At 73.1% G+C, this 20,995-nt stretch carries 17 protein-coding genes; 9 read left to right on the top strand and 8 right to left on the bottom strand.

The annotated features are described in order from the left end of the window. Window positions 1–41: 41 nt before the first annotated feature. Both R2E43_RS37015 and R2E43_RS37010 read right to left on the bottom strand, forming a co-directional pair. The gene (locus R2E43_RS37015; RefSeq protein ID WP_332057020.1) at window positions 42–2,339 is read right to left on the bottom strand and encodes an MMPL family transporter; all 2,298 of its coding nucleotides are present in this window, start codon (window positions 2,337–2,339) and stop codon (window positions 42–44) included. 712 nt (window positions 2,340–3,051) lie between these two features. Beyond that, the gene (locus R2E43_RS37010; RefSeq protein ID WP_093455382.1) at window positions 3,052–4,002 is read right to left on the bottom strand and encodes a DUF6807 domain-containing protein; all 951 of its coding nucleotides are present in this window, start codon (window positions 4,000–4,002) and stop codon (window positions 3,052–3,054) included. Window positions 4,003–4,199: 197 nt separating this feature from the next. Here R2E43_RS37010 and R2E43_RS37005 point away from each other — a divergent pair, with 197 nt between their 5' ends. The 3 genes from R2E43_RS37005 to R2E43_RS36995 all read left to right on the top strand — a co-directional run bounded on the left by R2E43_RS37005 (window position 4,200) and on the right by R2E43_RS36995 (window position 5,903). Beyond that, window positions 4,200–4,430: a hypothetical protein gene (locus tag R2E43_RS37005; RefSeq protein WP_003978440.1), complete on the top strand. Its 231-nt coding sequence runs from the start codon at window positions 4,200–4,202 to the stop codon at window positions 4,428–4,430. 80 nt (window positions 4,431–4,510) lie between these two features. Continuing rightward, a complete protein-coding gene (locus R2E43_RS37000; RefSeq protein WP_016325116.1) occupies window positions 4,511–5,347 on the top strand; it encodes an alpha/beta fold hydrolase in 837 nt (278 codons plus the stop codon). Between the two features lie 22 nt (window positions 5,348–5,369). After that, window positions 5,370–5,903, top strand: coding sequence for a TetR/AcrR family transcriptional regulator (locus R2E43_RS36995; protein WP_016325117.1), 534 nt, complete (start codon window positions 5,370–5,372; stop codon window positions 5,901–5,903). A gap of 69 nt (window positions 5,904–5,972) precedes the next feature. Here R2E43_RS36995 and R2E43_RS36990 read toward each other — a convergent pair whose 3' ends face one another. Further along, window positions 5,973–6,920, bottom strand: coding sequence for an aldo/keto reductase (locus R2E43_RS36990; protein ID WP_011027108.1), 948 nt, complete (start codon window positions 6,918–6,920; stop codon window positions 5,973–5,975). A gap of 83 nt (window positions 6,921–7,003) precedes the next feature. On the opposite strand from R2E43_RS36990, the gene R2E43_RS36985 reads away from it, so the two are divergent. After that, window positions 7,004–7,627, top strand: coding sequence for a TetR/AcrR family transcriptional regulator (locus R2E43_RS36985; protein WP_003978436.1), 624 nt, complete (start codon window positions 7,004–7,006; stop codon window positions 7,625–7,627). Window positions 7,628–7,648: 21 nt separating this feature from the next. Here the strand turns inward: R2E43_RS36985 and R2E43_RS36980 are convergent, their stop codons facing one another. Continuing rightward, on the bottom strand, window positions 7,649–8,977 hold the full coding sequence (locus R2E43_RS36980; protein ID WP_319126686.1) for an SGNH/GDSL hydrolase family protein: 1,329 nt from the start codon (window positions 8,975–8,977) through the stop codon (window positions 7,649–7,651). A gap of 295 nt (window positions 8,978–9,272) precedes the next feature. Here R2E43_RS36980 and R2E43_RS36975 point away from each other — a divergent pair, with 295 nt between their 5' ends. The 5 genes from R2E43_RS36975 (at window position 9,273) to rpmF (ending at window position 17,409) form a co-directional block, all read left to right on the top strand. Further along, window positions 9,273–13,010 carry a S8 family serine peptidase gene (locus R2E43_RS36975; RefSeq protein ID WP_332057019.1) on the top strand — a complete coding sequence of 1,246 codons (3,738 nt, stop codon included), beginning with the start codon at window positions 9,273–9,275 and terminating at the stop codon, window positions 13,008–13,010. A 117-nt stretch (window positions 13,011–13,127) separates the two neighbouring features. After that, on the top strand, window positions 13,128–14,132 hold the full coding sequence (locus R2E43_RS36970; RefSeq protein ID WP_011027112.1) for a helix-turn-helix domain-containing protein: 1,005 nt from the start codon (window positions 13,128–13,130) through the stop codon (window positions 14,130–14,132). Between the two features lie 168 nt (window positions 14,133–14,300). Beyond that, on the top strand, window positions 14,301–15,950 hold the full coding sequence (gene malX, locus R2E43_RS36965; protein ID WP_265696901.1) for a maltose/glucose-specific PTS transporter subunit IIBC: 1,650 nt from the start codon (window positions 14,301–14,303) through the stop codon (window positions 15,948–15,950). Then, the gene (locus R2E43_RS36960) at window positions 15,947–17,152 is read left to right on the top strand and encodes a MalY/PatB family protein (RefSeq protein WP_093455384.1); all 1,206 of its coding nucleotides are present in this window, start codon (window positions 15,947–15,949) and stop codon (window positions 17,150–17,152) included. Before malX ends, R2E43_RS36960 begins: the two co-directional genes overlap by 4 nt. Before the next feature lie 86 nt (window positions 17,153–17,238). Further along, window positions 17,239–17,409: a 50S ribosomal protein L32 gene (rpmF, locus tag R2E43_RS36955; RefSeq protein WP_003978430.1), complete on the top strand. Its 171-nt coding sequence runs from the start codon at window positions 17,239–17,241 to the stop codon at window positions 17,407–17,409. Between the two features lie 15 nt (window positions 17,410–17,424). On the opposite strand, the gene R2E43_RS36950 is transcribed toward rpmF, so the two are convergent. From R2E43_RS36950 to R2E43_RS36935, 4 genes are read right to left on the bottom strand one after another with little or no spacing between them, the layout of a single operon-like run. Beyond that, complete coding sequence (locus R2E43_RS36950) at window positions 17,425–18,450, bottom strand: DUF2891 domain-containing protein (RefSeq protein ID WP_003978429.1); 1,026 nt, start codon at window positions 18,448–18,450, stop codon at window positions 17,425–17,427. Continuing rightward, window positions 18,450–19,100, bottom strand: a complete 651-nt coding sequence (gene pcp / locus R2E43_RS36945) for a pyroglutamyl-peptidase I (RefSeq protein WP_011027116.1) — start codon at window positions 19,098–19,100, stop codon at window positions 18,450–18,452. The genes R2E43_RS36950 and pcp overlap by 1 nt, the downstream gene beginning before the upstream one ends. 47 nt (window positions 19,101–19,147) lie before the next feature. Next, entirely contained in the window at window positions 19,148–20,122 is a 975-nt protein-coding gene (locus tag R2E43_RS36940) for a DUF979 domain-containing protein (protein ID WP_003978427.1), read from the bottom strand. Continuing rightward, complete coding sequence (locus R2E43_RS36935) at window positions 20,119–20,838, bottom strand: DUF969 domain-containing protein (RefSeq protein ID WP_011027117.1); 720 nt, start codon at window positions 20,836–20,838, stop codon at window positions 20,119–20,121. The genes R2E43_RS36940 and R2E43_RS36935 overlap by 4 nt, the downstream gene beginning before the upstream one ends. Window positions 20,839–20,995 lie beyond the last annotated feature (157 nt).

Below are 20,995 nucleotides of genomic sequence, written 5' to 3'. Positions count from 1 at the left end.
GCCGCCCGTGTCCGGCACGGGCGGCCTCCCTGCGGCGCGGGTCAGGCGCGCACCGTGTCCTGCCGGTCGGTGTCGGGGACGGCCGCGAGCGCGGGCGCGGGGGTCCGCCGGCCGAGCGCCTCGCCCTCCACGTCGACCCGCGGCAGCAGCCGGTCCAGTCGGCGCGGCAGCCACCAGGCGCGCTCGCCGAGCAGGACCAGGACGGCGGGCACGAAGGCCATGCGGACGACGAAGGCGTCGAACAGGACGGCGACCGCCAGGCCGAAGCCGACCATTTTGAGGAGGGTTTCGCCGCCGGTCATGAAGCCGGCGAAGACGGACGTCATGATGACGGCGGCGGCGGTCACGACCCGGCCGCTGTGGCGGAATCCGGTGACGACGGCCTCGGCCGGCCGTTCTCCGTGGACGACGGCCTCCCGCATCCGCGACACCAGGAACACCTGGTAGTCCATGGCGAGGCCGAAGACGATGCCCACCAGCATGAGCGGCATCGTGCTCATGACCGGTCCGGTCTCCTCGACGCCCAGGAGCCCGGCGCCGTGGCCGTTCTGGAAGATGGTGACCAGTGCCCCGAAGGACGCCCCGACCGACAGCAGGAAGCCGAGTGCGGCCTTGAGCGGGACGAGTACGGAGCGGAAGACGACGAGCAGCAGGAGGAAGGCCAGGCCCACCACGACGAGGAGGTAGGGGATCAGGGCGTCCGTCATCTTGCGGGCGACGTCGATGTTGAGCGCGGTGGTGCCGGTCACCTCGAAGGTGGCGCCGGTGGCGGACTCGGTGGCGTGCCGCTCGTCGCGGATGGTGTGGACGAGTTCCTCGGTCCGCTCGCTGGTGGGCGCGGTGGCCGGGACGGCCTGGATCACCGCGGTGTCCTTCGCCGCGTTGAAGCGGGGCGGCGCCACGGAGACCACTCCGGCGGTGGCGGCGAGCCTGTCGGAGACGGCCGCGACCGCCGACCGCGGGTCGTCTGCCTGCCGGGCGTCCACGACGACCGTGAGTGGGCCGTTGAACCCGGGTCCGAAACCGTCCGCGAGGGCGTCGTACGCCCGGCGTTCGGTGGTGGAGGTGGGCTTGGCCTCGTCGCCGGGCATGCCGAGCCGCAGGTCGAGCGCCGGTACGGCGAGGGCGCCAAGAAGGACCGCCGAGCCGAGCAGTACGGGCACCGGGCGGCGCTGTACGAACCGGGCCCAGCGGACGCTCCACGCCCCGGCCTCGCGGGTGCGTCGGGCGGCGCCGCGGCCCGGGCCCCCGCGCAACCGGCGGGCGGGAGGGGTGCTGCGTCCCTTGCGGAACCGGCGGGCAGACGGGGCGCTCCGTCCCTTGCCGACCCGGCGGGCCAGCAGGGCGTCGGGCCAGAAGCCGCACAGCGCCGGGACCAGGGTGAGGGTGATCAGCACCGCGATGACGACCGCGCCCGCGGCGGCCAGGCCCATCTTCGTCAGCGACGGCACTCCGATCACCGACAGGCCGGCCAGCGCGATGACGACGGTGAGTCCGGCGAAGACGACCGCGGATCCGGCCGTGCCCACGGCCAGCCCCGCCGCCTCCCGGGCGTCGTGCCCCTCGGCGCGCTCTTCGCGGTAGCGGGAGACGACGAGCAGGGCGTAGTCGACGCCGACCGCGATCCCGATCATCATGGCCAGGTCACCGCTGGCCGTCGACATGCCGAGGGCACTGCCCAGCGCGACGATCGAGGCGAGGGTGAGGGCCACGCCGACGACGGCGGTGATCAGCGGCAGTCCGGCGGCTGCCAGCGAGCCGAAGGTGATCAGCAGGACCACCGCGGCGACGCCGATGCCCAGGAACTCGCCGATCCCGGCCGGCGGCTCACCGGCCACGGCCCCGCCGCCGGCCTCGACGGTCAGGCCGGAGGTCCGGGCCCGCTCCACCGCCGCCGTGAGATCCGCCCGTCCGGCGTCGGTGACGTTGTCCTCGGTCACCTCGTAGGTGACGGTGGCGTACGCCGTGGATCCGTCCTGGCTGACCGTCGCCGCGTCGAGGGGGTCGGAGACGGCGGCGACCTGCGGTCCGTCGGCCACCTCGGCGACCAGGGTGTCGATCGCCGCTCGGTACTCGCTCGCCGTGACCTGCCGGCCGTCCGGTGCGACGAGGACGATCCGGGCATCGGCGCCTTCCGCCTCGGCGCCCGGGAACCGCTCGTTGATGAGGTCGAAGGCGTGCTGGGACTCGATCCCCGGCATGGAGTCCGAGTCGTCGCCCGCCTCGCCGGCGCTCATGGCGCCGAGCACGACGCCGAGCACGACGGCCGCCCACGCCAGGGTCACCCACCGGCGCCGTCGGAAGGCGCCACGGCCCAACCGGTACAGCAAAGTTGCCATGGAGAGGTCTCCGCATCTGATCTGGGGAACCGCTCCAGCCTCACGGGGCGGCCGCCGTCCCGTCGTCGTCCGCACCGACCGTCGCGTGTACTCACTTTCGAGTACCGCGGCAGAGGTCGGATGCCCGGGTGGACGGCCGGCCTGCCGCACCTGCCGAAGCGCCCGCGGGGCCACGGGGCCGGTCGCGGAGACCCGGACGGCCCTCGGGTGTCCGCCGTCCCGGCCGCGCAGTGCGTCGAGTGGGGACCGGGTCGCCGTCGCGGCGGCCCGCGCACCGTCGTCGCGAGGCGCGCGGGCCCACCGTCCGGCCGGGGCCGCACCAGTTCGGCGGCGGCCCGCTGGAACACCGCCAGCGGCTCGGGATCGCCGTTCTCGGTGGCCGCGCGGAGTTCGAGGAAGCGCCGGGTCGCCAGGTCGCGGCGGCCCGCGCGACCCGCGCCTGCCCGGCCTCGGACAGGTCGGCGGGGACGCGGATCGCGTCGGTGCAGGTGCCGGGGCCGGCGCGGCGGTCCCGGCGCCCAGGTGCCGTGGTCGGTGCGGCGGTCCCGGGGCGTCCGCACCGCGCCGCGGCCGGCCGTGACGGCGTAGCCCTCGCCGCACGTCAGGCGTAGGTGCGGGGTACCGCCGCCGGGCAGTCCCTCGACGGTCGGCCGGTCCTACCCGGTCGGGCGGGACACGCCGAGCGCCCCCGGCAAGCCGTCGTACGTCGGGCTCACCACGCGAGTCCGGCCAGGTGCGCGGCGACCCGCGCGCGGTCCCAGGCGCCGTCGGCGACGACCACGCGGTAGGCCCGGGCGAGGGTCTCGCCGGGCGGCAGGACCAGTTCCTCGTGGAAGGCCCAGGAGGGTGCGACCGCGGCGAAGGGGTCGCTGCGCACGAACCAGTGGGCCGGGTGGGTGCCCTTCTCGCCCGAGTGGTCGTTGGAGGGGGCGTGTTCGAAGACGAGCGTGGCGTGGCCGTCCCGTCCGTCGTGCTCGCCGACGTAGGCCAGCCAGCGGGCGCTGGAGCCCATCGGGCCGGCGTCGGCGGGCTCGCCGGACTCCGCGGAGGCGGCGGACTGCGCCGTGAAGACCCGGCCGCCGCGGAAGGCGCGGGGCCCGCGCCAGAACAGCCCGGTGTAACCGGCGGCGGGCCGTCCGTGGGTGGTGGGGCTGCCGAACCGCAGGGGTTCGGCGCGCCGGTTGGTCACCGCGGACGTCCAGGTGAGCGTCCAGCTGCCGGTGTCCGGGTCGACGTCGCGGACCTCGATGCGGCGCTCCTCCTCGGCCCACAGCTCGCCGCCGTGCGGGTGCCAGGTCAGCCGCTCGGCGATGACGGCGTGGTCCGCCTCTGCGCCGATCTCCTCGAAGGACACGTGGGCCATCGAGCCGACCCGCTCCGGCAGCGCGCGGTACCCCTCGCCGTGCACATAGGTGTTGCCGCCCCACAGGTTCTGCCCGGACAGGTGGGAGGCGGTCAGTTGGAGCCCCTTGTGCCAGCGGTGGTCGTTGGGGCGGTAGTCCGTGACGACTGCGCCGGACAGGGTCCGGACCGGGTGGAGGTACGGCTTGGGCGCCTCCCACGCGGCCTCGGGGCGGTACACGTAGGAGAACAATTCGGTTCCGGCCACCCCGTGGGCCACCGTGACGCGGTCGCCGTGGACGTGGGTGAGTGAGAGCGTCATGGGTCCTCCTCCTCCGGGCGGACGTATGCCGCGGAACCGTCGGGCGACCACGATAGCAAGCGCTTGCCACAAGGCGGCTCGCCGCACGGCCTGGCCTCATGGGCATCGGCGGGGGCAAGGACGAGTGCCCTCGTCGAGAGCACTCTCGCTCGGCGAGACACTGGGACGCGCCGCGTGCCGCCCTAGGCTTTTTGACCATGGAAATCCCGAGACACCTCATCGAACTCCGGCGCGCCGTCGAGGCGGCGGACAACCGCTACCGCAGCAACAGGGGCGAGAACGCCACGGTCGCCCTGGCGGTCTGGTCCGATGCCACCGCCGCGCTCGCCCGGGGCATCGCCGCCTACGCCGACGAGACCGGCGTGCCGCACCGCGAGGTGGAGCTGGCCGTACAACGCGCGACGGGACGACACACCCCTGCGCGGTGAACGCTCCGGACGGGCCGTTGACAGTAGCGGCTAATGGCAGTAGCTTTTAGCTAAAGCCATTAGCCCTACTGGGGAGTGACATGACCGAGCGCCTTGCCGTCGACGGCGGCACGATCGCGTACGAAGTGACCGGGTCCGGCCCGCTGATCGTGCTCGCGCACGGCATGGGAGACAGTCGCGCCGCGTACCGCGCCGTCGTCCCCCAGCTGGTGGCGGCCGGTCACCGGGTCGCCGCGGTGGACCTGCGCGGCTGCGGCGAGTCGAGCGTCGACTGGCCGCAGTGGAGCCGCACCGCCATCGCCGGCGATCTGATCGCCCTGATCCGTCACCTGGGCGGCCCGGCCGTAGTGGTCGGCCACTCGGTCTCGGGTGGCGCCGCCACCATCGCCGCGGCCCGGGAGCCCTCCCTGGTCACGGCGGTCGTCGAGCTGGCGCCGTTCACCCGCAAGCAGTCGGTGCGCCTCGGCGACCTGCGGGTCAAGCGGTTCCGGCGGGGCATGCTCCGCCTGCTCGGCGCGGGCGCGTTCGGCAGCCTGCCACTGTGGCGCTCGTACCTCGACGTCGCGTACCCGGGTGTGAAGCCGGCCCACTGGAGCGAGCGGCTCGGCCGCATCGAGTCCCTGCTGCGCGAGCCGGGCCGGATGAAGGCCATGCAGGCCATGGGCCGCAGCGCGCCGACGGACGCCGGCGCCCAACTCGGCAACGTCCGCTGCCCGGTTCTGGTGGTGATGGGCACCCTCGACCCGGACTGGGCCGACCCGCACGCGGAGGGCTCGGCCGTCGTCGCGGACCTGCCCTCCGGGCTCGGCCGCCTGGAGATGATCGAGGGCGCCGGACACTATCCGCACGACCAGTTCCCCGACGAGGTGGCCGCGCTCGTGCTCGCCTTCCTCCGCTCGGACGCCGCCCGTGCCTAGGGCGGGCCTGGATCCGGCGGCCGTGGTCGCGGCCGGTGCCGCGCTGGCCGACGAAGTGGGCTTCGCCAACCTGACGATGGGCCTGCTGGCCGAGCGGGTGGGCGTACGCACCCCGTCCCTGTACAAGCACGTGGGCGGCCAGGACGACCTCACCCGGCGGATCGCGGTCCGCGCTCTGAACGAGGCCGCGGACGCCGTCGGCGGCGCGGTCCAGGGGTATGCGGGGCGTGACGCCCTGGCGGCCGCCGCGCGCGCGTTCCGCGCCTTCGTCCTGGAGCACCCCGGCCGGTACGCCGCGACGATCGGCCAGGAGCCCTCGGGGCCGGACGATCCGCTGGCCGCCGCCGGGCAGCGGCTGCTCGGCGCGTTCACCGCGGTCCTGCGCGGCTACGACATCGAGGACCGCGACGTGAACCACGCACTGCGCCTGCTGCGCAGCCTCTTCCACGGCTTCGCCACGCTGCAGGCCTCGGACGGCTTCCAGTGGAGCACCGACGTCGACGACAGCTTCGAGTGGCTCATCGCCTTCGCCGACCGGGGGTTGCGCACCCTGTGACACCGGCGCCGCGCAAGCCTGCCGCCGGGCACCCCGGCCGGGGCAGCAGTGGCGGCCCCGGGGCCGGTGTCAGCCGAGCGGCACGTCCGCGGAGCGGCTGCGCACGGCGTCGAGCGCGGCGAGGGACGACGCGTCCAGGGCGATCTCGCCCACGGCGAGGTTCGCGTCCAGATGACCGGCGTCGGCGGTACCGGGGATGAGCAGTACGTTCGGGGCGTGGTGGAGCAGCCAGGCGAGACCCACCTGGGCCGGCGTCACGCCGAGCCTGTTGGCCACGGTGTGCACCGCGGGCTCGTCGGCGACCTTGGGCATGGCGGGGAACGCGCCGCCGAGCGGGAAGTACGGCACCCAGGCGACGCCCTCGGCGGAGCACAGCGCGAGCATGTCCTCGTCGTCCCGGCTCACGACGCTGTAGGCGTTCTGCACGCAGACGATGCCCGCCGGGAGGGCCCGGCGCAGTCCGTCCGGCGTCACGCTGCTCAGACCGATCGCACCGATCTTGCCCTCGTCGCGCAGCGCCGTCATCACGGCGAGCTGGTCGTCGAGGTCGACCCGCTGGTCGCCCTCCGCGCGCAGGCCGGGGCCGGTGTCGAGGCGGCGCAGGTTCACGACCGGGATCCGGTCGGTGCCGAGGCTCCTGAGGTTGTCCTCGACGCTCGCCCGCAGTTCCTCCGGTCGCTGCGCGGGGCGCAGCGGGAGAGGGCCGCCGGGGTCGGGGGCGGCGCCGACCTTGCTCACCACCACGACGTCGTCCGCGGGGCGGAGCGCAGCACGGATCACTTCGTTGACGAATCCGTCGCCGTAGAACTGGGCGGTGTCGAGGTGGTCGACGCCGCGTTCCACCGCTCGGCGCACGAGGGCGACGGCGGCGGCCCGGTCGGCGTGCAGGCGTTCGAGCTGCATCGCGCCGTAGCCGATCCGGGAGACGGTGCGGCCGGCGAGCACTCCGGCCCCGCCGGGGCGGGGGGTGCCGCCGTGCGTGGCACGGGAAGAGGAGGGGGTGCCGGTCGACGTCATGGGAAGTCCGTCCTCGTGCGATGATGACAGTAGCGGAGGACCCTCCGCTTTACGACTGTAACACTACCGGAGGATCCTCCGCTTTGAGTCCGGACCAGGAAACGAGCGCTGATCCCGGCCGGCCCGACCGGCCGGCCGGCGCCGAACGCCCGCTGCGCGCACACGCGCGGCGCAACCGCGAGAAGCTCGTCGCCGCCGCCCGGGCCGCGTTCACGGCCGCGGACGACACCGTCCCGCTGGACGGCATCGCCCGCGCGGCGGGTGTCGGCATCGGCACGCTCTACCGCCACTTCCCCACCCGCGAGGCGCTGGTCGAGGCCGTCTACGCGGCCGAGCTGGACGACGTCACGGCCAGTGCCTCCGCGCTGCTGGACACGCTGCCGCCCGAGCGGGCGCTGCGCGCGTGGTTGGAGCGCTACGCGGCGTTCGTCGCGACGAAGCGCTCCATACTCAACACCCTCCACAGCGGCTGGGCCTCGGGACGCCTCGTCATGCCCGCCACCCGCGAGCGCATCACGGCCGCGATCGGCACCATGCTCGCGCAGGGGGCACGGGCGGGCTCGCTGCGCGGGGACGTGGCACCCGACGACGTCACCGCGATGCTGCTGGGCGTGTTCCTCTCGACGGCCGCCGACGACGAGCCGGAGCGCACGGAGCGGCTGCTCGATCTCGTCGTCGACGCCCTCAGGCCGCCGGGGAGTTCATGACCCGCGCCGGCGGGTCACCGGTCACCGGCGGGCCGACGCCGCCAGCATCGGCAGGGAGACGATGTCGGCGAGGGCCTGCTGGCCGGCGATGTTCGCGTGGACGCCGTCGCCGGTGTCGTACAGCGGGTTGATGCTGTTCGGCCGTACCGGGTCTTCGAGCACCTGGTCGAAGGGGAGGATCCCGTCGCAGGTGCCGCCGCAGCTGTTCCACTTCGAGACGAAGGTGCCGACGGCGTGCCGGTCGCGGTTGTGCTGGTCGGTGTAGCCGGGGCGAGGGGTGATGGGCGTGACGTACACCTTGATGCCCGCGGCGCGCAGCCGTTGGAAGACCTCGCGGTAACTGGCCTCGATCCGGGCGGCGTCGCAGCCGGCCGGGAGGTCGTTGGTCCCGTAGTAGTAGAGGACCCCCGTGACCCCGTGCAGGGACAGTACGTCGCGCTCCAGCCGGGCGGCGGCGTCCAGACCGCGGACGGAGTCACCGATGCCCGGGCAGGTGGCGGCGCTCGTGGTGCCGCCGATGCCCGCGTTGGCGACGGCGAACTGCCGGTTCGGGGGCAGTTCCGAGGTGATCCGCCGGGCGAGGTCGTCGGTCCACCTCAGGTCGGCGCCCGGGCGGCTGCAGTCCGGTCCGCAGTTCGTCGACCCGGTTCCGTCGACGACCGAACTGCCGTAGGCGACCAGGCTCCCCCGCAGGCGCGGGTTGCGTACGTCGACCGCGCTGACCAGGAGCGTGGAGCCGGTCGTCCCGGTGAACGCGGTGCCGTCCGGGTCGGCGGTGTGGTCGCCGGAGCCGGGCGGGGTCAGGTAGTTGGTGCGGAAGGCGCTGTCGTGGCGCCCCGGAGCCACCGTGCCGGATACGGAGAGCGACACCGCGATGTCGTCCTGGGCGGCGGTGCGCAGCCCGGTGCTGTCGCTCCACACCTCACCGCCGGGCGGGACGACGACCCGGGGCCGGCCGTCGAACGTCACGGGGCGCGGGCGCCCCTCCGTCGCGGCGTCCTTGCCGTCGCTGTGGGCCACCGTCGCCGCGTCGACGGTGAGCGGTGAATCGCCGAAGGTGTTCTGGACGCGTATCCGGACCGCGTCACCTCCCTGGCTCAGGTGGGTGATCATGCGCATCGACTGGTCGCGCAGCGGTGTGGGCGCGACGTTCTGCTGTGAGGCGGCCCAGGACGTGAACCAGGCGTTGCCTCCCGGCCGGCCGTCCCGCTCGGTGCCCGCGGGAGCGGCGGCGGTGCTCGTGGACGCGGCCAGGACGGAGGACGCCAGGGTGAGGGCCAGGGCGGTCGCTACGCCTCTGGCCAGGGGCGCGCGGGCGGGGCCGGGTACTCGGGCGAGGAGACGGCGCATCGGTGCCTGCCTTTCCGACGTGACGGGGTGCAGGGCTGGATCCTCCCCGGCCGTTCCCCGGTCCACGCCACTCGCGGCCCGGCAGTGCCCCGCGCATCGCCCGGCACGCCAACCCCACGCCCCCTAAACCGGGTTGCATCCGCCGTACGCCCAGGCGGCGCCCCGGTATCGCCCCGGTGTCGCCCTTGCGACATGTCCCACCTGTGCCACCCGAATCGAATGACACCCCGTCTTCGGCAAGCTCATTCTGGCCAACGCACTCACTCGATCGAACGCATGGGAAGGCAGCGCACTGATGAGACGGATCCGCCTGTTGGCCGCGATATCGGCCGGTCTGGCGCTGGCCGCCGGCGCCGTGGCCCCCGTACCCGCACTCGCGAGCACCCCGCGTCCAGACGCCGCCGCGCCTTCGGCGGACCACGGCACCGCGACGGACCACGGCACCGCGACGGTCAAGCTGATCACCGGGGACAGCGTGACCGTCACCCGGGCCGCGGACGGACGCCAGGCGGCGTCCGTCACGCCGGGGCCGGGGAGACGGGGCGTCCTCTTCCGCACCCTCGAGCAGGACGGCCACGTGACGGTCCTCCCGTCCGACGCCGACGCCCTGGTCGCCGCCGGGCGCCTGGACCGGGACCTGTTCGACGTGACGGCGCTCCTGGCGCAGCGGTACGACACCGCGCACACGGACGCGCTGCCGCTCATCGTGGAGCGGGCCGAGGGCGTGGCGGCCTCCTCCGTGAACGCGTTGACCGACCTGGCGCGGGACGCGTCGGTCCGCGAACTCGACAGCATCGACGCGCGTGCCGTGCGGGTCGACGATGCGGAACTCGGCCGGTTCTGGAAGCGGCTCGTCCCGGCCGGCGGACAGCGCGCGAAGGCCGCGGCCGCCACTCCGCGCGTGTGGCTGGACGGCCGGGTGCGCGCGTCCCTGGACCGCAGTACGGCCCAGATCGGCGCCCCGGACGTGTGGTCGGCCGGTTACCGGGGCGACGGCGTCAAGGTCGCCGTCCTGGACACCGGTGCCGACCAGAGCCATCCCGACCTGGCCGGCCGGGTCGCGGCGGCCAAGGACTTCTCCGGCAGCTCCGGCACCAACGACGTCTTCGGGCACGGCACCCACGTCGCCTCCATCGTCGGCGGCAGCGGCGCCGCCTCCGGCGGGAGCCGTCAAGGAGTCGCGCCCGCCGCGCGGTTGCTGGTCGGCAAGGTGCTCGGCGACGACGGCTTCGGCAGCGAGTCGCAGGTGATCGCGGGCATGGAGTGGGCGGCGGACCAGGGCGCCGACGTCGTCAACATGAGCCTCGGCTCCTCGGGGGCGACCGACGGCACCGATCCCATGAGCCAGGCACTCAACGACCTCAGCCGGCGCACCGGCACGCTGTTCGTGGTCGCGGCCGGCAACGAGGGCGAGCAGGGTCCCCGCACGGTCGGCTCGCCCGGGGCCGCGGACGCCGCACTCACCGTCGGGGCCGTCGACCGGGACGATTCCCTCGCCCCGTTCTCCAGCCGCGGCCCGCGCCTCGGTGACGACGCGGTGAAGCCGGACGTCACGGCCCCCGGTGTGGGCATCGTGGCGGCACGCGCGGCCGGGTCGGCGATGGGCGACCCGGTCGACGAGCACTACACCGCCGCCTCGGGCACCTCGATGGCCACCCCGCACGTGGCGGGCGCGGCCGCGCTCCTGGCCCAGCGTCATCCCGACTGGACCGGCGCGCAGTTGAAGGACGCGCTGATCAGCACGGCGGTCACGGTGGACGGCCAGAAGGTCACCGAACAGGGCGGCGGGCGGATCGACGTGCGCGCCGCGGGACTGGGCGCGGTGACCGCCACCGGCACACTCGTCATGGGGCCGTTCACCTCGCGGGACACCGAGCCCGTGACGTCGAGGGTCAGGTACACCAACTCCTCCGACGAGGACGTCACGCTCTCGCTCGCCGTCGAGCTGGCCACGGAAGGCGGCAAGGCGCCCGCCGAGGGATCGGCGCGGCTCGGCTCCGACTCCGTACGCGTGCCCGCCGGCAGCTCGGCCGAGGTGCCGCTGACCGTCGATCCCGCCCGCGCCGGACAGGGCAAGTTCTACGGCTACGTCACCGCGACGACCGCCGACGGCTCGGTGGCCGCGCACACCACGCTGAGCCTCGTGGTGCACGGGCCGACACACCGGATCACCGTGAGGACGATCGACAAGGACGGCGAGCAGGTCGCCGACCTCCCCACCATCTGGGGCGCGGAGGGCTTCGTCGGCTACAGCGACCCCGCGGCCGCCGTCGCCGAGGTCGAGGAGGGCGTCTACCAGCTCAACACCAGCTGGACCACGTCGGCCGAGGACGGCGAGGAGCTGCGCCACGTGGTGCTGCCCGAGGTCAAGGTCACCAAGGACATGACCGTCACCCTGGACGCCCGGAAGACGGTTCCCGTGGAGATCCGCACGCCCCGGCCCGCGGAGCAGCGCGGGATCCTGAGCTATCAGACCTACCGTGAGATCGGGGGCCGCAGCCTGACGCAGGGCACGATGTACTTCGACATCGCCAAGCGGCTGTACATCAGTCCGACGGCCAAGGTCACCGAGGGCACCTTCGAGTTCGCCTCCCGCTGGCAGCTCGTCGCCCCGCTCGTCGAGGCGAAGGTGTCCCGCACGGGGTTCGACCTGGGCGCCTACTACATGCCCGCGTCGCCGCTGCTGCCCGAGCGCGGCGCGACGCTGACCGCGGTCGACGCCGGTGTCGCGGCGGACGCCGACTTCAGCCGCGCCCGCGGCAGGGTCGCGGTGGTGGACAACCCGACGGGAGCCGGTGAGCGGGCCCTGGTCGAACGGGCGGCCGCGGCCGGGGTCAGCGCGGTGATCCTCGTCCACTTCAACGACACCGGCTGGACGCGCTGGCGGCCTACGGGCGACCGCAACGCCCTGCCCACGCTGCGGATCGGCAAGGGCACGGGCGCCGAGCTGCTCGCGCGCATCGCCCGCGGCTCGACCTCGGTGCGGTTCTCCGGTACCGCGCGCAGCCCGTACCTGTACGACGTGATGCAGGTGTCCGAGCAGCAGGTGCCCCGCAAGGTCGTGCACTCGGTGTCCGCCCGCAACAGCGCGGTGGTCCGCACCACCTACGCCGACAACGGTGTCACGGGGTGGGCGAGCGAGCAGCGCTTCGGCTGGCGGCCGTACCAGAACACCGCCTGGCTGCAGTACACCCGGTTCGTGCCGCTCGGTTTCGAGCGCACCGAGTACGTGAGCGCGGGCGACACCGCCTGGCAGCACCGGGTGCACCACACCACGACGTTCGACGTGGACCAGCCGCTCATCGCCGGGATGCGGGACGATCCGCGCACCTACCGGGCCGGCGTGCGGCCCCGGGAGACCTGGCAGGGCGCGGTCGTCCGTCCGTCCATCCCCGCCGGCACCACGACGCCGACCGTGCGGGACGGCAACGTGCTGCGGCTGAGGGTCGCTGAGTTCACCGACTCGCAGGCCGGGCACTGGTCGCCCCCCTCCGGCGGTGACACCGCGAGCGCCGTGCTGTACCGGGACGGCGAGCGGGTCGACGGGGTCGGCAGCGCCTGGCAGAACGTGACCGTTCCGGCCGAACGGGCACGCTACCGGCTGGACATGGAGACCTCGCGCGACTCCGAGGCCTGGACGCGAGGGGTGGCCACCAGTACGTCCTGGTCCTTCGAGTCGGGCCGCACGGACGCCGCCGCCCCGCTGTCGCTGCTCCAACTGGACTACGACGTACCGGTCGACGTGCGCAATTCCGTGCGCGGCACCCGCTCGCACCATGTCGAGGTGCGGGTGCGTACCCAGGAGGGACTGCCCGTTCCGCGGGGTGTGAGCGTCCGGGTCGAGGCCTCCTACGACGACGGGCGCACCTGGTCGTCGGCGCGCACCCACGCGCACGGCCGCAACGCCTTCCGGGCCTCGCTCACGCCGCCCGCCCACGGGGAGTCGTGGGTCACGCTCCGCGTCACGGCGCGCGACGCGGCGGGCGACTCGGTTCGGCAGACGGTGCAACGCGCCTACGCGGTACGCCGGTAGCGGCCCGTCCGGCACGAACGGTGTGCGGCGGATGACGCCGCACACCCCCGCCGCGCCCTCCCCACCTGTGCAGTACGGTGTTCAACCGTCACGGCCCAGGATCCGGGGAGGGCGTTCGTGGTGCTGGAGATCGCTGGGCTGTCGCCCGACGAGGAGTCGGTGTACGCACTGCTCGTCACCTTCGGCCGGGCCGGCGCCGCCGACCTGGCGGAGCGTGACGGCATGCCGGTCGAGCGGATGGACCGCGTCCTGGAGTCGCTCACCGCCAAGGGCCTCGCCAGCCCCACCGACGGCGTCCCCCGCCTCTACCAGGCGGCGCCGCCCGATGTCGCCCTGCTGCCCCGGCTCAAGCGCAGTGCCGAGGCGCTGGACCTCGCCCAGCACGAGGCGGCCCGGCTGATCGAGTCCTACCGGGACACCATGCGCAGGCGGGACGCGGGGCAGCTCCTTGAGGTCATCACCGGCGCCGAGGCGCTGCGCCAGCACCTGCGGCAGATCCAGACCAGCGTGCGCGAGGAGATGCTCTGGTTCTGCAAGGCGCAGTACGTGGCCATGCCCTCGGGCAGCAACACCGAGGAGTTCGAGGCACTGGCCCGCGGGGTGCGCTACCGGGTGCTGTACGAGAAGGCGTTCTTCGACGACGAGGGCGCGGTCGACAACGTCGTGGCGGGGGTGCGGGCCGGTGAGGTCGCCCGTGCCGTGCCGCAACTCCCGCTGCGCCTGGCGATCGCGGACCGCGCGGTGGCCGTCTTCCCGCTCGTCGCCGGGGGGCCGCACGGCAGTCCGGAGGAACCCACGACGGCGCTGGTCAGGGACAGCAATCTGCTGGCGGCCCTGATCGCGCTGTTCGAGCGGTACTGGGAGGACGCCGTCCCGCTGGACGTCGACGACTCGGGCGAACTCTCCGGGACCGACGGGCCCGCGGCGCCCGACGCGCTGGCCCCCACCGACCGCAGGCTGCTGTCGCTGCTGGTGGCGGGAGTGGCCGACAAGGCGATCGCCTCCCAGATGCAGCTCAGCCGCCGCACGGTCCAGCGCCGTATCCAGGGCATGATGGAACGCGCCAACGCCGCGACCCGCATGCAGCTCGCCTGGCAGGCGGCGCGGCGGGGATGGTTGTGACGGGCGGGGGCGCGGGGCGACGGGACACCGTGGACAGTCACCGACCCGCTGTGATGTGATCCCTGCGGCGGCGTCTTCCCCCCAGCCGCCCGTTCCGCCCGCCGGCCCGCGCCGCGTCGTCACGACGAGCGGACGGGTCCGTCCCCCAGGCCCGAAAGTTCCGTACACATGCAGAAGACCAAGGCCGCACTCTGGGAATTCCTCCAGGGGCTCGGCAAGACGTTCATGCTCCCGGTGGCCCTGCTCGCGTTCTGCGGCATCATGCTGGGCATCGGCTCCTCGCTGTCGAGTGACGCGGTCACTGACAACGTTGCCTTCCTGAAGGGCGAGGGCTTCCACCTCGTCTTCACCTGGATGGCCAACACGGGCCTGGTCGCCTTCACCTTCCTGCCCGTCCTCTTCGCCATGGCGATCCCGCTCGGCCTCGCCCGCGAGGACAAGGGCGTGGCCGCGTTCTCCGGTTTCGTCGGCTTCGTCGCCATGAACCTCGCGGTGAACTTCTACCTCACCGCCAAGGGCGTCGACTTCGAGGACGAGAAGGCGATCGAGCACTACGGCATAGCCGACGTGCTGGGCGTGCAGTCCATCGACACGGGACTGCTCGGCGCCGTGGCCGTTGGCATCGTTGTCAGCCTGCTCCACCGGCGCTTCCGCACCCAGCGGATGCCCGACGCGCTGGCCTTCTTCGGCGGGCTGCGCTTCGTCCCGATCGTCTCGGCCCTGGTCCTGAGCGTGCTCGGTCTGCTCATCCCGCTGGTGTGGCCGACCTTCAACGGCTGGATCAGCGCGGTCGGCCGCGGCATCGGGCACACGGGCGTCTTCGGACCGTTCTTCTTCGGCATGGGCGAAGTACTGCTGCGCCCGATCGGCCTGCACCACATCCTCGTCGCCATGTTCCGCTTCACGGACGTCGGCGGCTCGGGAACCGTCTGCGGCGACCACGTCTCCGGCGCACTGAACCTGTTCTACGCCCAGTTGGACTGCTCGGCGGCACCGGGCTCCGCCGTCACCGACGCCACGCACTTCCTCTCCCAGGGCAAGATGGCGGCCTACCTGGGCGGCCTGCCGGGCGCCGCGCTCGCGATGTACCACTGCGCGAGGCGCCGTATGCGGCCGGAGATCAAGGCCCTGCTCGTGTCCGGTGTGGTGGCCTGCGTGGTCGGCGGCATCACGGAGCCGCTGGAGTTCCTGTTCCTGTTCGTCGCCCCGTGGCTGTACCTCGTCCACGCGGTCCTGGTGGGACTGGGCTTCCTCACGGCGGCCGTGCTCGGCGTGTTCATCGGCAACACGGACGGCAACGTCATCGACTGGCTCGTCTTCGGTGTGCTCCAGGGCTCGACGACCAAGTGGTATCTGGTGCCGGTGATCGCGGCGGTGTGGTTCGCCGCGTACTACTTCCTGTTCCGCTGGGCCATCACCCGCTTCGACCTCAAGACGCCCGGCCGGGAGGACCCGCCGGCGGACGACGAGCACGACGAGCACGACGAGCACGACGGTGCGCATGACGCGGAACACGCGGAGGAGCAGGCCGGAGCGGCTCCTGAGCCGGCGCGCGAGCTGGTCGCCGGGAAGTACGACGCGGCCGCCATGCTCGACGCGATCGGCGGCGCCGGCAACATCCGGTCCCTGGACAACTGCATCACCCGCCTGCGCATGACGGTGGCGGACGCCGAAGCGGTGGACGAGGCCCGGCTGAAGAAGCTGGGGGCCGTGGGCGTCGTCAAGCTCGACGGGCACAACGTCCAGGTCGTCATCGGTCCGCAGGTGCAGTCCGTGAAGGACGCCATCGCGACGATGGTCCCGGCGGGCCGGCCGTGACCGCGCACTCGGCTCCCGCCGCACCGGGGCCCGCGTCCGCGCCGTACGACTTCGACACCCCGGTGGACCGGCGCGGCACCTGGTGCACGCAGTGGGACTACGTGCAGGACCGGTTCGGCGTGCCGGACCTGCTGCCGTTCACGATCTCCGACATGGACTTCGAGACCGCCCCCGAGGTGCTGGCGGCGCTGCGCGGCCGTCTGGAGCACGGGGTGCTCGGCTACTCCCGCTGGCGCCAGGACGACTTCCTGTCCGCGATCGTCCACTGGTACGCGGCACGGCACGGCACGGCCGTGGACCCCGGGTCGGTCGTCTACGCGCCCTCCGTGGTCTACCAGGTCTCGCGGTTGCTGCACCTGTGGTCGCGGCCGGGTGACGGGGTGGTCGCCCACACCCCGATGTACGACGCGTTCCCCAGGACGGTCGCGGCAAGCGGCCGGCGGCTCCTGGAGTGTCCCCTGGACGACTGGCCGGAGCTGGAACGGCTGCTGGCGCTCCCCGACACGGCCGTGCTGCTGCTGTGTTCGCCGCACAACCCGACGGGCAGGGTGTGGTCGGCCGCGGAGCTGGACCGGATGGCCCGGCTGTGCGCACGACACGGCGTGGCGGTCGTCAGCGACGAGATCCACTCCGACCTGGCCCACGCCCCGCACCTCCACCGTCCCTGGGTCCGCCACGCCGGCGACGGCCGCTGGGCCGTGGTCACCTCGGCGTCCAAGTCCTTCAACATTCCCGCGCTGACCGGCAGTTACGGCATCGTCGGCGACCCGGCCTCGCGCGACGCCTACCTGCGGCAGCTCAAGGACGCGGACGGGCTCTCCTCCCCCGCGGTGCTGTCGCTGGTCGGCCACATCGCCGCGTACCGCGAGGGGGCGCCCTGGCTGGACGCGCTGCGGACGTATCTCGCGGGCAACCTCGCGATGGTCGCCGACCGCCTCCGGGCGGCGTTCCCGGGGCTCGACTGGCGGCCCCCGCAGGCGGGTTACCTGGCGTGGATCGACCTGCGCCCGCTGGGCGTCGACGACGAGGAGCTGCAACGCGAACTGGTGGAGGTCGAGAAGGTGGCGGTCATGCCCGGGGCCGCCTACGGCTCCCCGGGACGGGTACGGCTCAACGTCGGGTGCCCCCGGTCGAAGGCGGAGGCGGGCGTCGAGGCGTTGGTGCGGGCGCTGGGGCGCCTCACCGGCACACAGCGGCGATGAGCGCGGGCGCTCCGGGACACGACACATTCAACATGAACATCGTTTTCATGTAGGGTCGGGGTTCCACGTCCGAAAGGAGCCTCACCATGGCCGTTCCCAAGCGCAGGATGTCCCGCAGCAACACCCGCCACCGCCGGGCCCAGTGGAAGGCGAGCACGCCGAATCTGGTGCCCGTGACGGTGGACGGGGTGACCCTGCGGGTTCCGCGGCACTTGGTGCCCGCGTACCGCCGCGGCCTCCTGCGCCCGGAGATCTGACCCTCCTCCCCCGGGTCAGTGACGCGGAGCCGGCGGAGCCACCGGGTCGAGGGCCAGTGCGGCGAAGGTGGCCAGCCAGTGGTCGGTGGTGAAGTCACCGCGTTCCACCGCCGGCAGGCCGGCCGTGAGATGCGCCCCGGCCGCCTCGTCCAGGCGGGCGCGGACCGGGCCGTCGGGCAGGGCGTCGGCCAGGGCACGCAGCGCGGCGGCCCTGCTGAGCGTCAGACCGAGCAGATGACCGATCTGCGGGTCGGCGTGGTCGGAGACGACCGGCACCTCCAGCAGTGCGCAGCGGGCGCCGGTCCCGAGCCCGGGCAGGAAGCGGTCGAGCCATCGCGCGAGCCGGTCCGGCGCGAGGACCCTGCGCATCGCGTCGGCCTCGGTGAGCGCCGGGGAGAGGAAGTCCTGCCCGGACGGTTCCCAGTGCGCGGGCGCGTCGTGGTCGTCGGCGAACCAGCTCAGCAGGCGTTCCCGTACGGCCCGTTCGGTCCCGGCCGGCAGTTCGCCCGAGTCGAGGGCGAGGCCCAGCGCGAAGGCGCTGTTGGGGTGGTTGCCGTGGCGAACGGGATAGGTGGCCTTGGGCAGCCAGTCGGCCAGCAGCGCGTCGACGGCGTCCACGGCCGGTTCCAGGGCTCCGGCCCACCGTTGACCCTCCGGGCCCCCGAGCGCCCGGCACTCGGCGGCGAGCGCGAGCAGCCACGCCCAGCCGTACGGGCGCTCGAAGGAGGGGCGCTCGCGCAGGTAGGCGGCCTCGGTGGCGAGGTTGCCGGGGGTGAGGTGGCGGTCGAGCGCGGCGACGGCCTCCTCGGTGCCGGGCAGTGCCGAGGTGCCGCCGTGACGGCGCAGCAGGCGGACCAGCAGCCAGTGCATGTGCACCGAGGAGTGCCAGTCGTAGGCGCCGTAGAAGGCGGGGTGCAGCGAGCGGGGTTCGGGCCGCTCGTCGGCGGAAGTGATCAGATGGGCGGGGAAGTTGGGGTACTCGCGGGTGATGTTCGCCAGGGCGAGCTGGGCGAAGCGGGCCGCGTGGGTGCTGAGCGGCATCAGTGGGTGGCTCCTTCGGTGACCTTGAGGTCCTGCTCGGCGGGGGTGCGGGCGGCGGCCGCCAGCAGGGCGCGCAGGCCGTGGGCGACGGTGGCGGGCGGGAGGGCGGGCGCGGTGCCGTCGGGCACCTGTTCCGGTGCCCAGGGCACGTGCGCGAAGCCGCCCCGTAGGTGCGGGAACTCGGTGGCGATGAGGTGGCCGAGGCCGTAGGCCACGTGGTTGCAGACGAAGGTGCCGGCCGTGTTGGAGACGGCGGCCGGGACCCCCGCCTCGCGCATCGCGGCGACGCACGCCTTGACGGGGAGGGTGGAGAAGTAGGCGGCGGGGCCGTCCGGGACCACGGGTTCGTCGATGGGCTGCCCGCCGGCGTTGTCGGGGATGCGCGCGTCGTCGACGTTGATGCCGACGCGCTCGACGGTGACCCCCGGGCGTCCGCCCGCCTGCCCCAGGCAGAGCACCAGGTCGGGGTTGTCCGCCCGGATGGCGTCGCGCAGGGCGTCGAGGGACTCGCCGAAGACACAGGGCAGTTCCGCGGCGGTGACCGCGAGCCCGGCGGGCGGTTCGGCGGCCACCAGAGAGGCCGCCTGCCAGGAGGGGTTCACCCGCTCCCCGCCGAAGGGGGCGAAGCCGGTGATGAGGACACGGGTCATGGGCGTTCCTTGCCGTGCGGGTCGGTTGGCGGGCGCGGGGGCGGGGATCAGAAGGCGAAGAGCGCCATGATCACCGTGCAGCAGCCGAGCAGTGCGATGCCCGTCGGGAGCTGTGCCTTGATCGGCCCGTACTGGTCCTTGAGTTCGAGCAGGGTGGCCGGGACGATGTTGAAGTTGGCGGCCATCGGGGTGCACAGGGTGCCGGCGAAGCCGGCCAGCATGCCGATCGCGAGGACGGCCGGCTCGTTGCCGTGCATCTGCTGGATGAGTACGGGCCAGCCGATCGCCGCCGTCATCACCGGGAAGGCGGCGAAGGCGTTGCCCATGATGACGGTGAACAGGAACATGCCGACGCAGTAGGCGAGTACGGCGAAGTACTTCGAGTCGTCGGGGAGCACCTTGTTCATGATGTCGCCGACCTGGTCGCCGACCCCGGCGGCGGCGAAGATCGAGCCGAGCACGGCGAGGAGCTGGGGCAGCAGCAGGGCGGAGCCCATCGCCTCCAGCATGGAGCGGCCGGAGTGGATCGGGACGGAGAGCTTCTTCTCGCCGGTCACCAGCATCCCGACGACGAGCGCGGCGACACAGCCGAGGCCGAGCCCGAGGAGGGTGGCCTTGCCGGTCTCGAAGAGCCCGGACTCGTCGAGCACGGAGGCGCAGACGATGGCGACCAGCGGGATGGTCAGCGCGGGGACGAAGATCTTGTTGCCGAGCCGGGCGGCGGCGGCCTCGCGCTGCTCGCCGGTGGTGGTGACCGGGACGCCCTTGCCGAGGAAGTTGAAGCCGGCCAGCACGATCAGGGCGAGGACGGCGACGCCGAGCGGTTCGGCGGGCAGGGTCCAGCCGCCGTTGCCCGCGGTGGCGTTGGCCACGCCGGTGCCGTAGGGGAAGGTGAGTCCGAGCAGGCCCCAGAAGGCGGCGGACGTCCACCGCTTGGGGTTGCTGCGGTCCATGGCCATCTGCACGGCCATGACGACGAAGACGAGGCCTATCAGCCAGTAGAGCCATTCGACCTTGATCACTTCTCGGCCCCCTCGGGAAGCGGCAGGTCGTGCTCGGCGGCGGCCTGCGCCATCTCGCGTTCGAGCTGCTTGTCCATGAGCAGCAGTCGGGCGCCGTGGATGAGGAAGGCGCAGACGGCCAGCGGGATCGCCCACAGGGCGAGCTGGGTCGGCTCGATGTCCTGGTGGTAGGTGGAGTTCACGAAGCCGGTGATCAGCAGGATGGAGCCGATCGCGATGAAGCAGTCCTCGCCGAAGAAGACGCCCACGGTGTCGGCCGAGGCCGAGTAGGAGCGCACCTTCTCGCGCAGCTTGTCGGGCAGCTTGGCCCCGGTGGAGCGTTCGGCGGCGGCCTCGGCCATCGGTGCCACCAGGGGCCGCACGGTCTGCGCCGGGCCGCCGATGCTGTTGAGGCCGAAGGCCGCGGTGACCTGCCGGACCAGCAGGTAGACGGTGAGGAACCGGCCGGCGCTGAGCTTGCCCAGCCGGCCGATGAGATGGCGGGCCTGCTCGCGCAGGCCGTAGCGCTCGAGCAGCCCGATCACCGGGAGCACGATGGCGTAGACGGTGACCGAGCGGCTGTCGGCGAAGGACCGGCCGAAGGCCGCGAGGACCTCCAGCGGGTTCATCTTGCCGAGCAGTCCGGTGACGATACCGGCGACGCCCACCACGAGGACGGGGTTGCGGCGCGTGACGAATCCGAGGATCACCACGACCACACCGAGGAGAACGATCATTCGGTGGCCTTCTTCAGGCATGAGGGGGCAGGGCACGGATCCGGAGCTTCGGAACGTGACTCATGTGGTCCCGGGGACCATAGCTCCAGATGTGTGGCAGATGCACGGACACTAGCGATCGTTGAACGATCTAACAAGAGGTGAATCCTCTTCGTCG

The organism is Streptomyces violaceoruber, from assembly GCF_033406955.1.
Taxonomy (GTDB): Bacteria; Actinomycetota; Actinomycetes; order Streptomycetales; family Streptomycetaceae; genus Streptomyces; species Streptomyces violaceoruber.
This window is presented reverse-complemented; position numbering and strand designations above follow the sequence as displayed.

Coding starts and splice junctions, on each gene's coding strand:
- pcp (WP_011027116.1), bottom strand. CDS start 19,100: ATGACCCGTGTCCTCATCACCGGCTTCGCCCCCTTCGGCGGGGAGCGG.
- R2E43_RS36990 (WP_011027108.1), bottom strand. CDS start 6,920: ATGACGTCGACCGGCACCCCCTCCTCTTCCCGTGCCACGCACGGCGGC.
- malX (WP_265696901.1), top strand. CDS start 14,301: ATGCAGAAGACCAAGGCCGCACTCTGGGAATTCCTCCAGGGGCTCGGC.
- rpmF (WP_003978430.1), top strand. CDS start 17,239: ATGGCCGTTCCCAAGCGCAGGATGTCCCGCAGCAACACCCGCCACCGC.
- R2E43_RS37000 (WP_016325116.1), top strand. CDS start 4,511: ATGACCGAGCGCCTTGCCGTCGACGGCGGCACGATCGCGTACGAAGTG.
- R2E43_RS36950 (WP_003978429.1), bottom strand. CDS start 18,450: ATGCCGCTCAGCACCCACGCGGCCCGCTTCGCCCAGCTCGCCCTGGCG.
- R2E43_RS37010 (WP_093455382.1), bottom strand. CDS start 4,002: ATGACGCTCTCACTCACCCACGTCCACGGCGACCGCGTCACGGTGGCC.
- R2E43_RS36975 (WP_332057019.1), top strand. CDS start 9,273: ATGAGACGGATCCGCCTGTTGGCCGCGATATCGGCCGGTCTGGCGCTG.
- R2E43_RS37015 (WP_332057020.1), bottom strand. CDS start 2,339: ATGGCAACTTTGCTGTACCGGTTGGGCCGTGGCGCCTTCCGACGGCGC.
- R2E43_RS36980 (WP_319126686.1), bottom strand. CDS start 8,977: ATGCGCCGTCTCCTCGCCCGAGTACCCGGCCCCGCCCGCGCGCCCCTG.
- R2E43_RS36935 (WP_011027117.1), bottom strand. CDS start 20,838: ATGATCGTTCTCCTCGGTGTGGTCGTGGTGATCCTCGGATTCGTCACG.
- R2E43_RS37005 (WP_003978440.1), top strand. CDS start 4,200: ATGGAAATCCCGAGACACCTCATCGAACTCCGGCGCGCCGTCGAGGCG.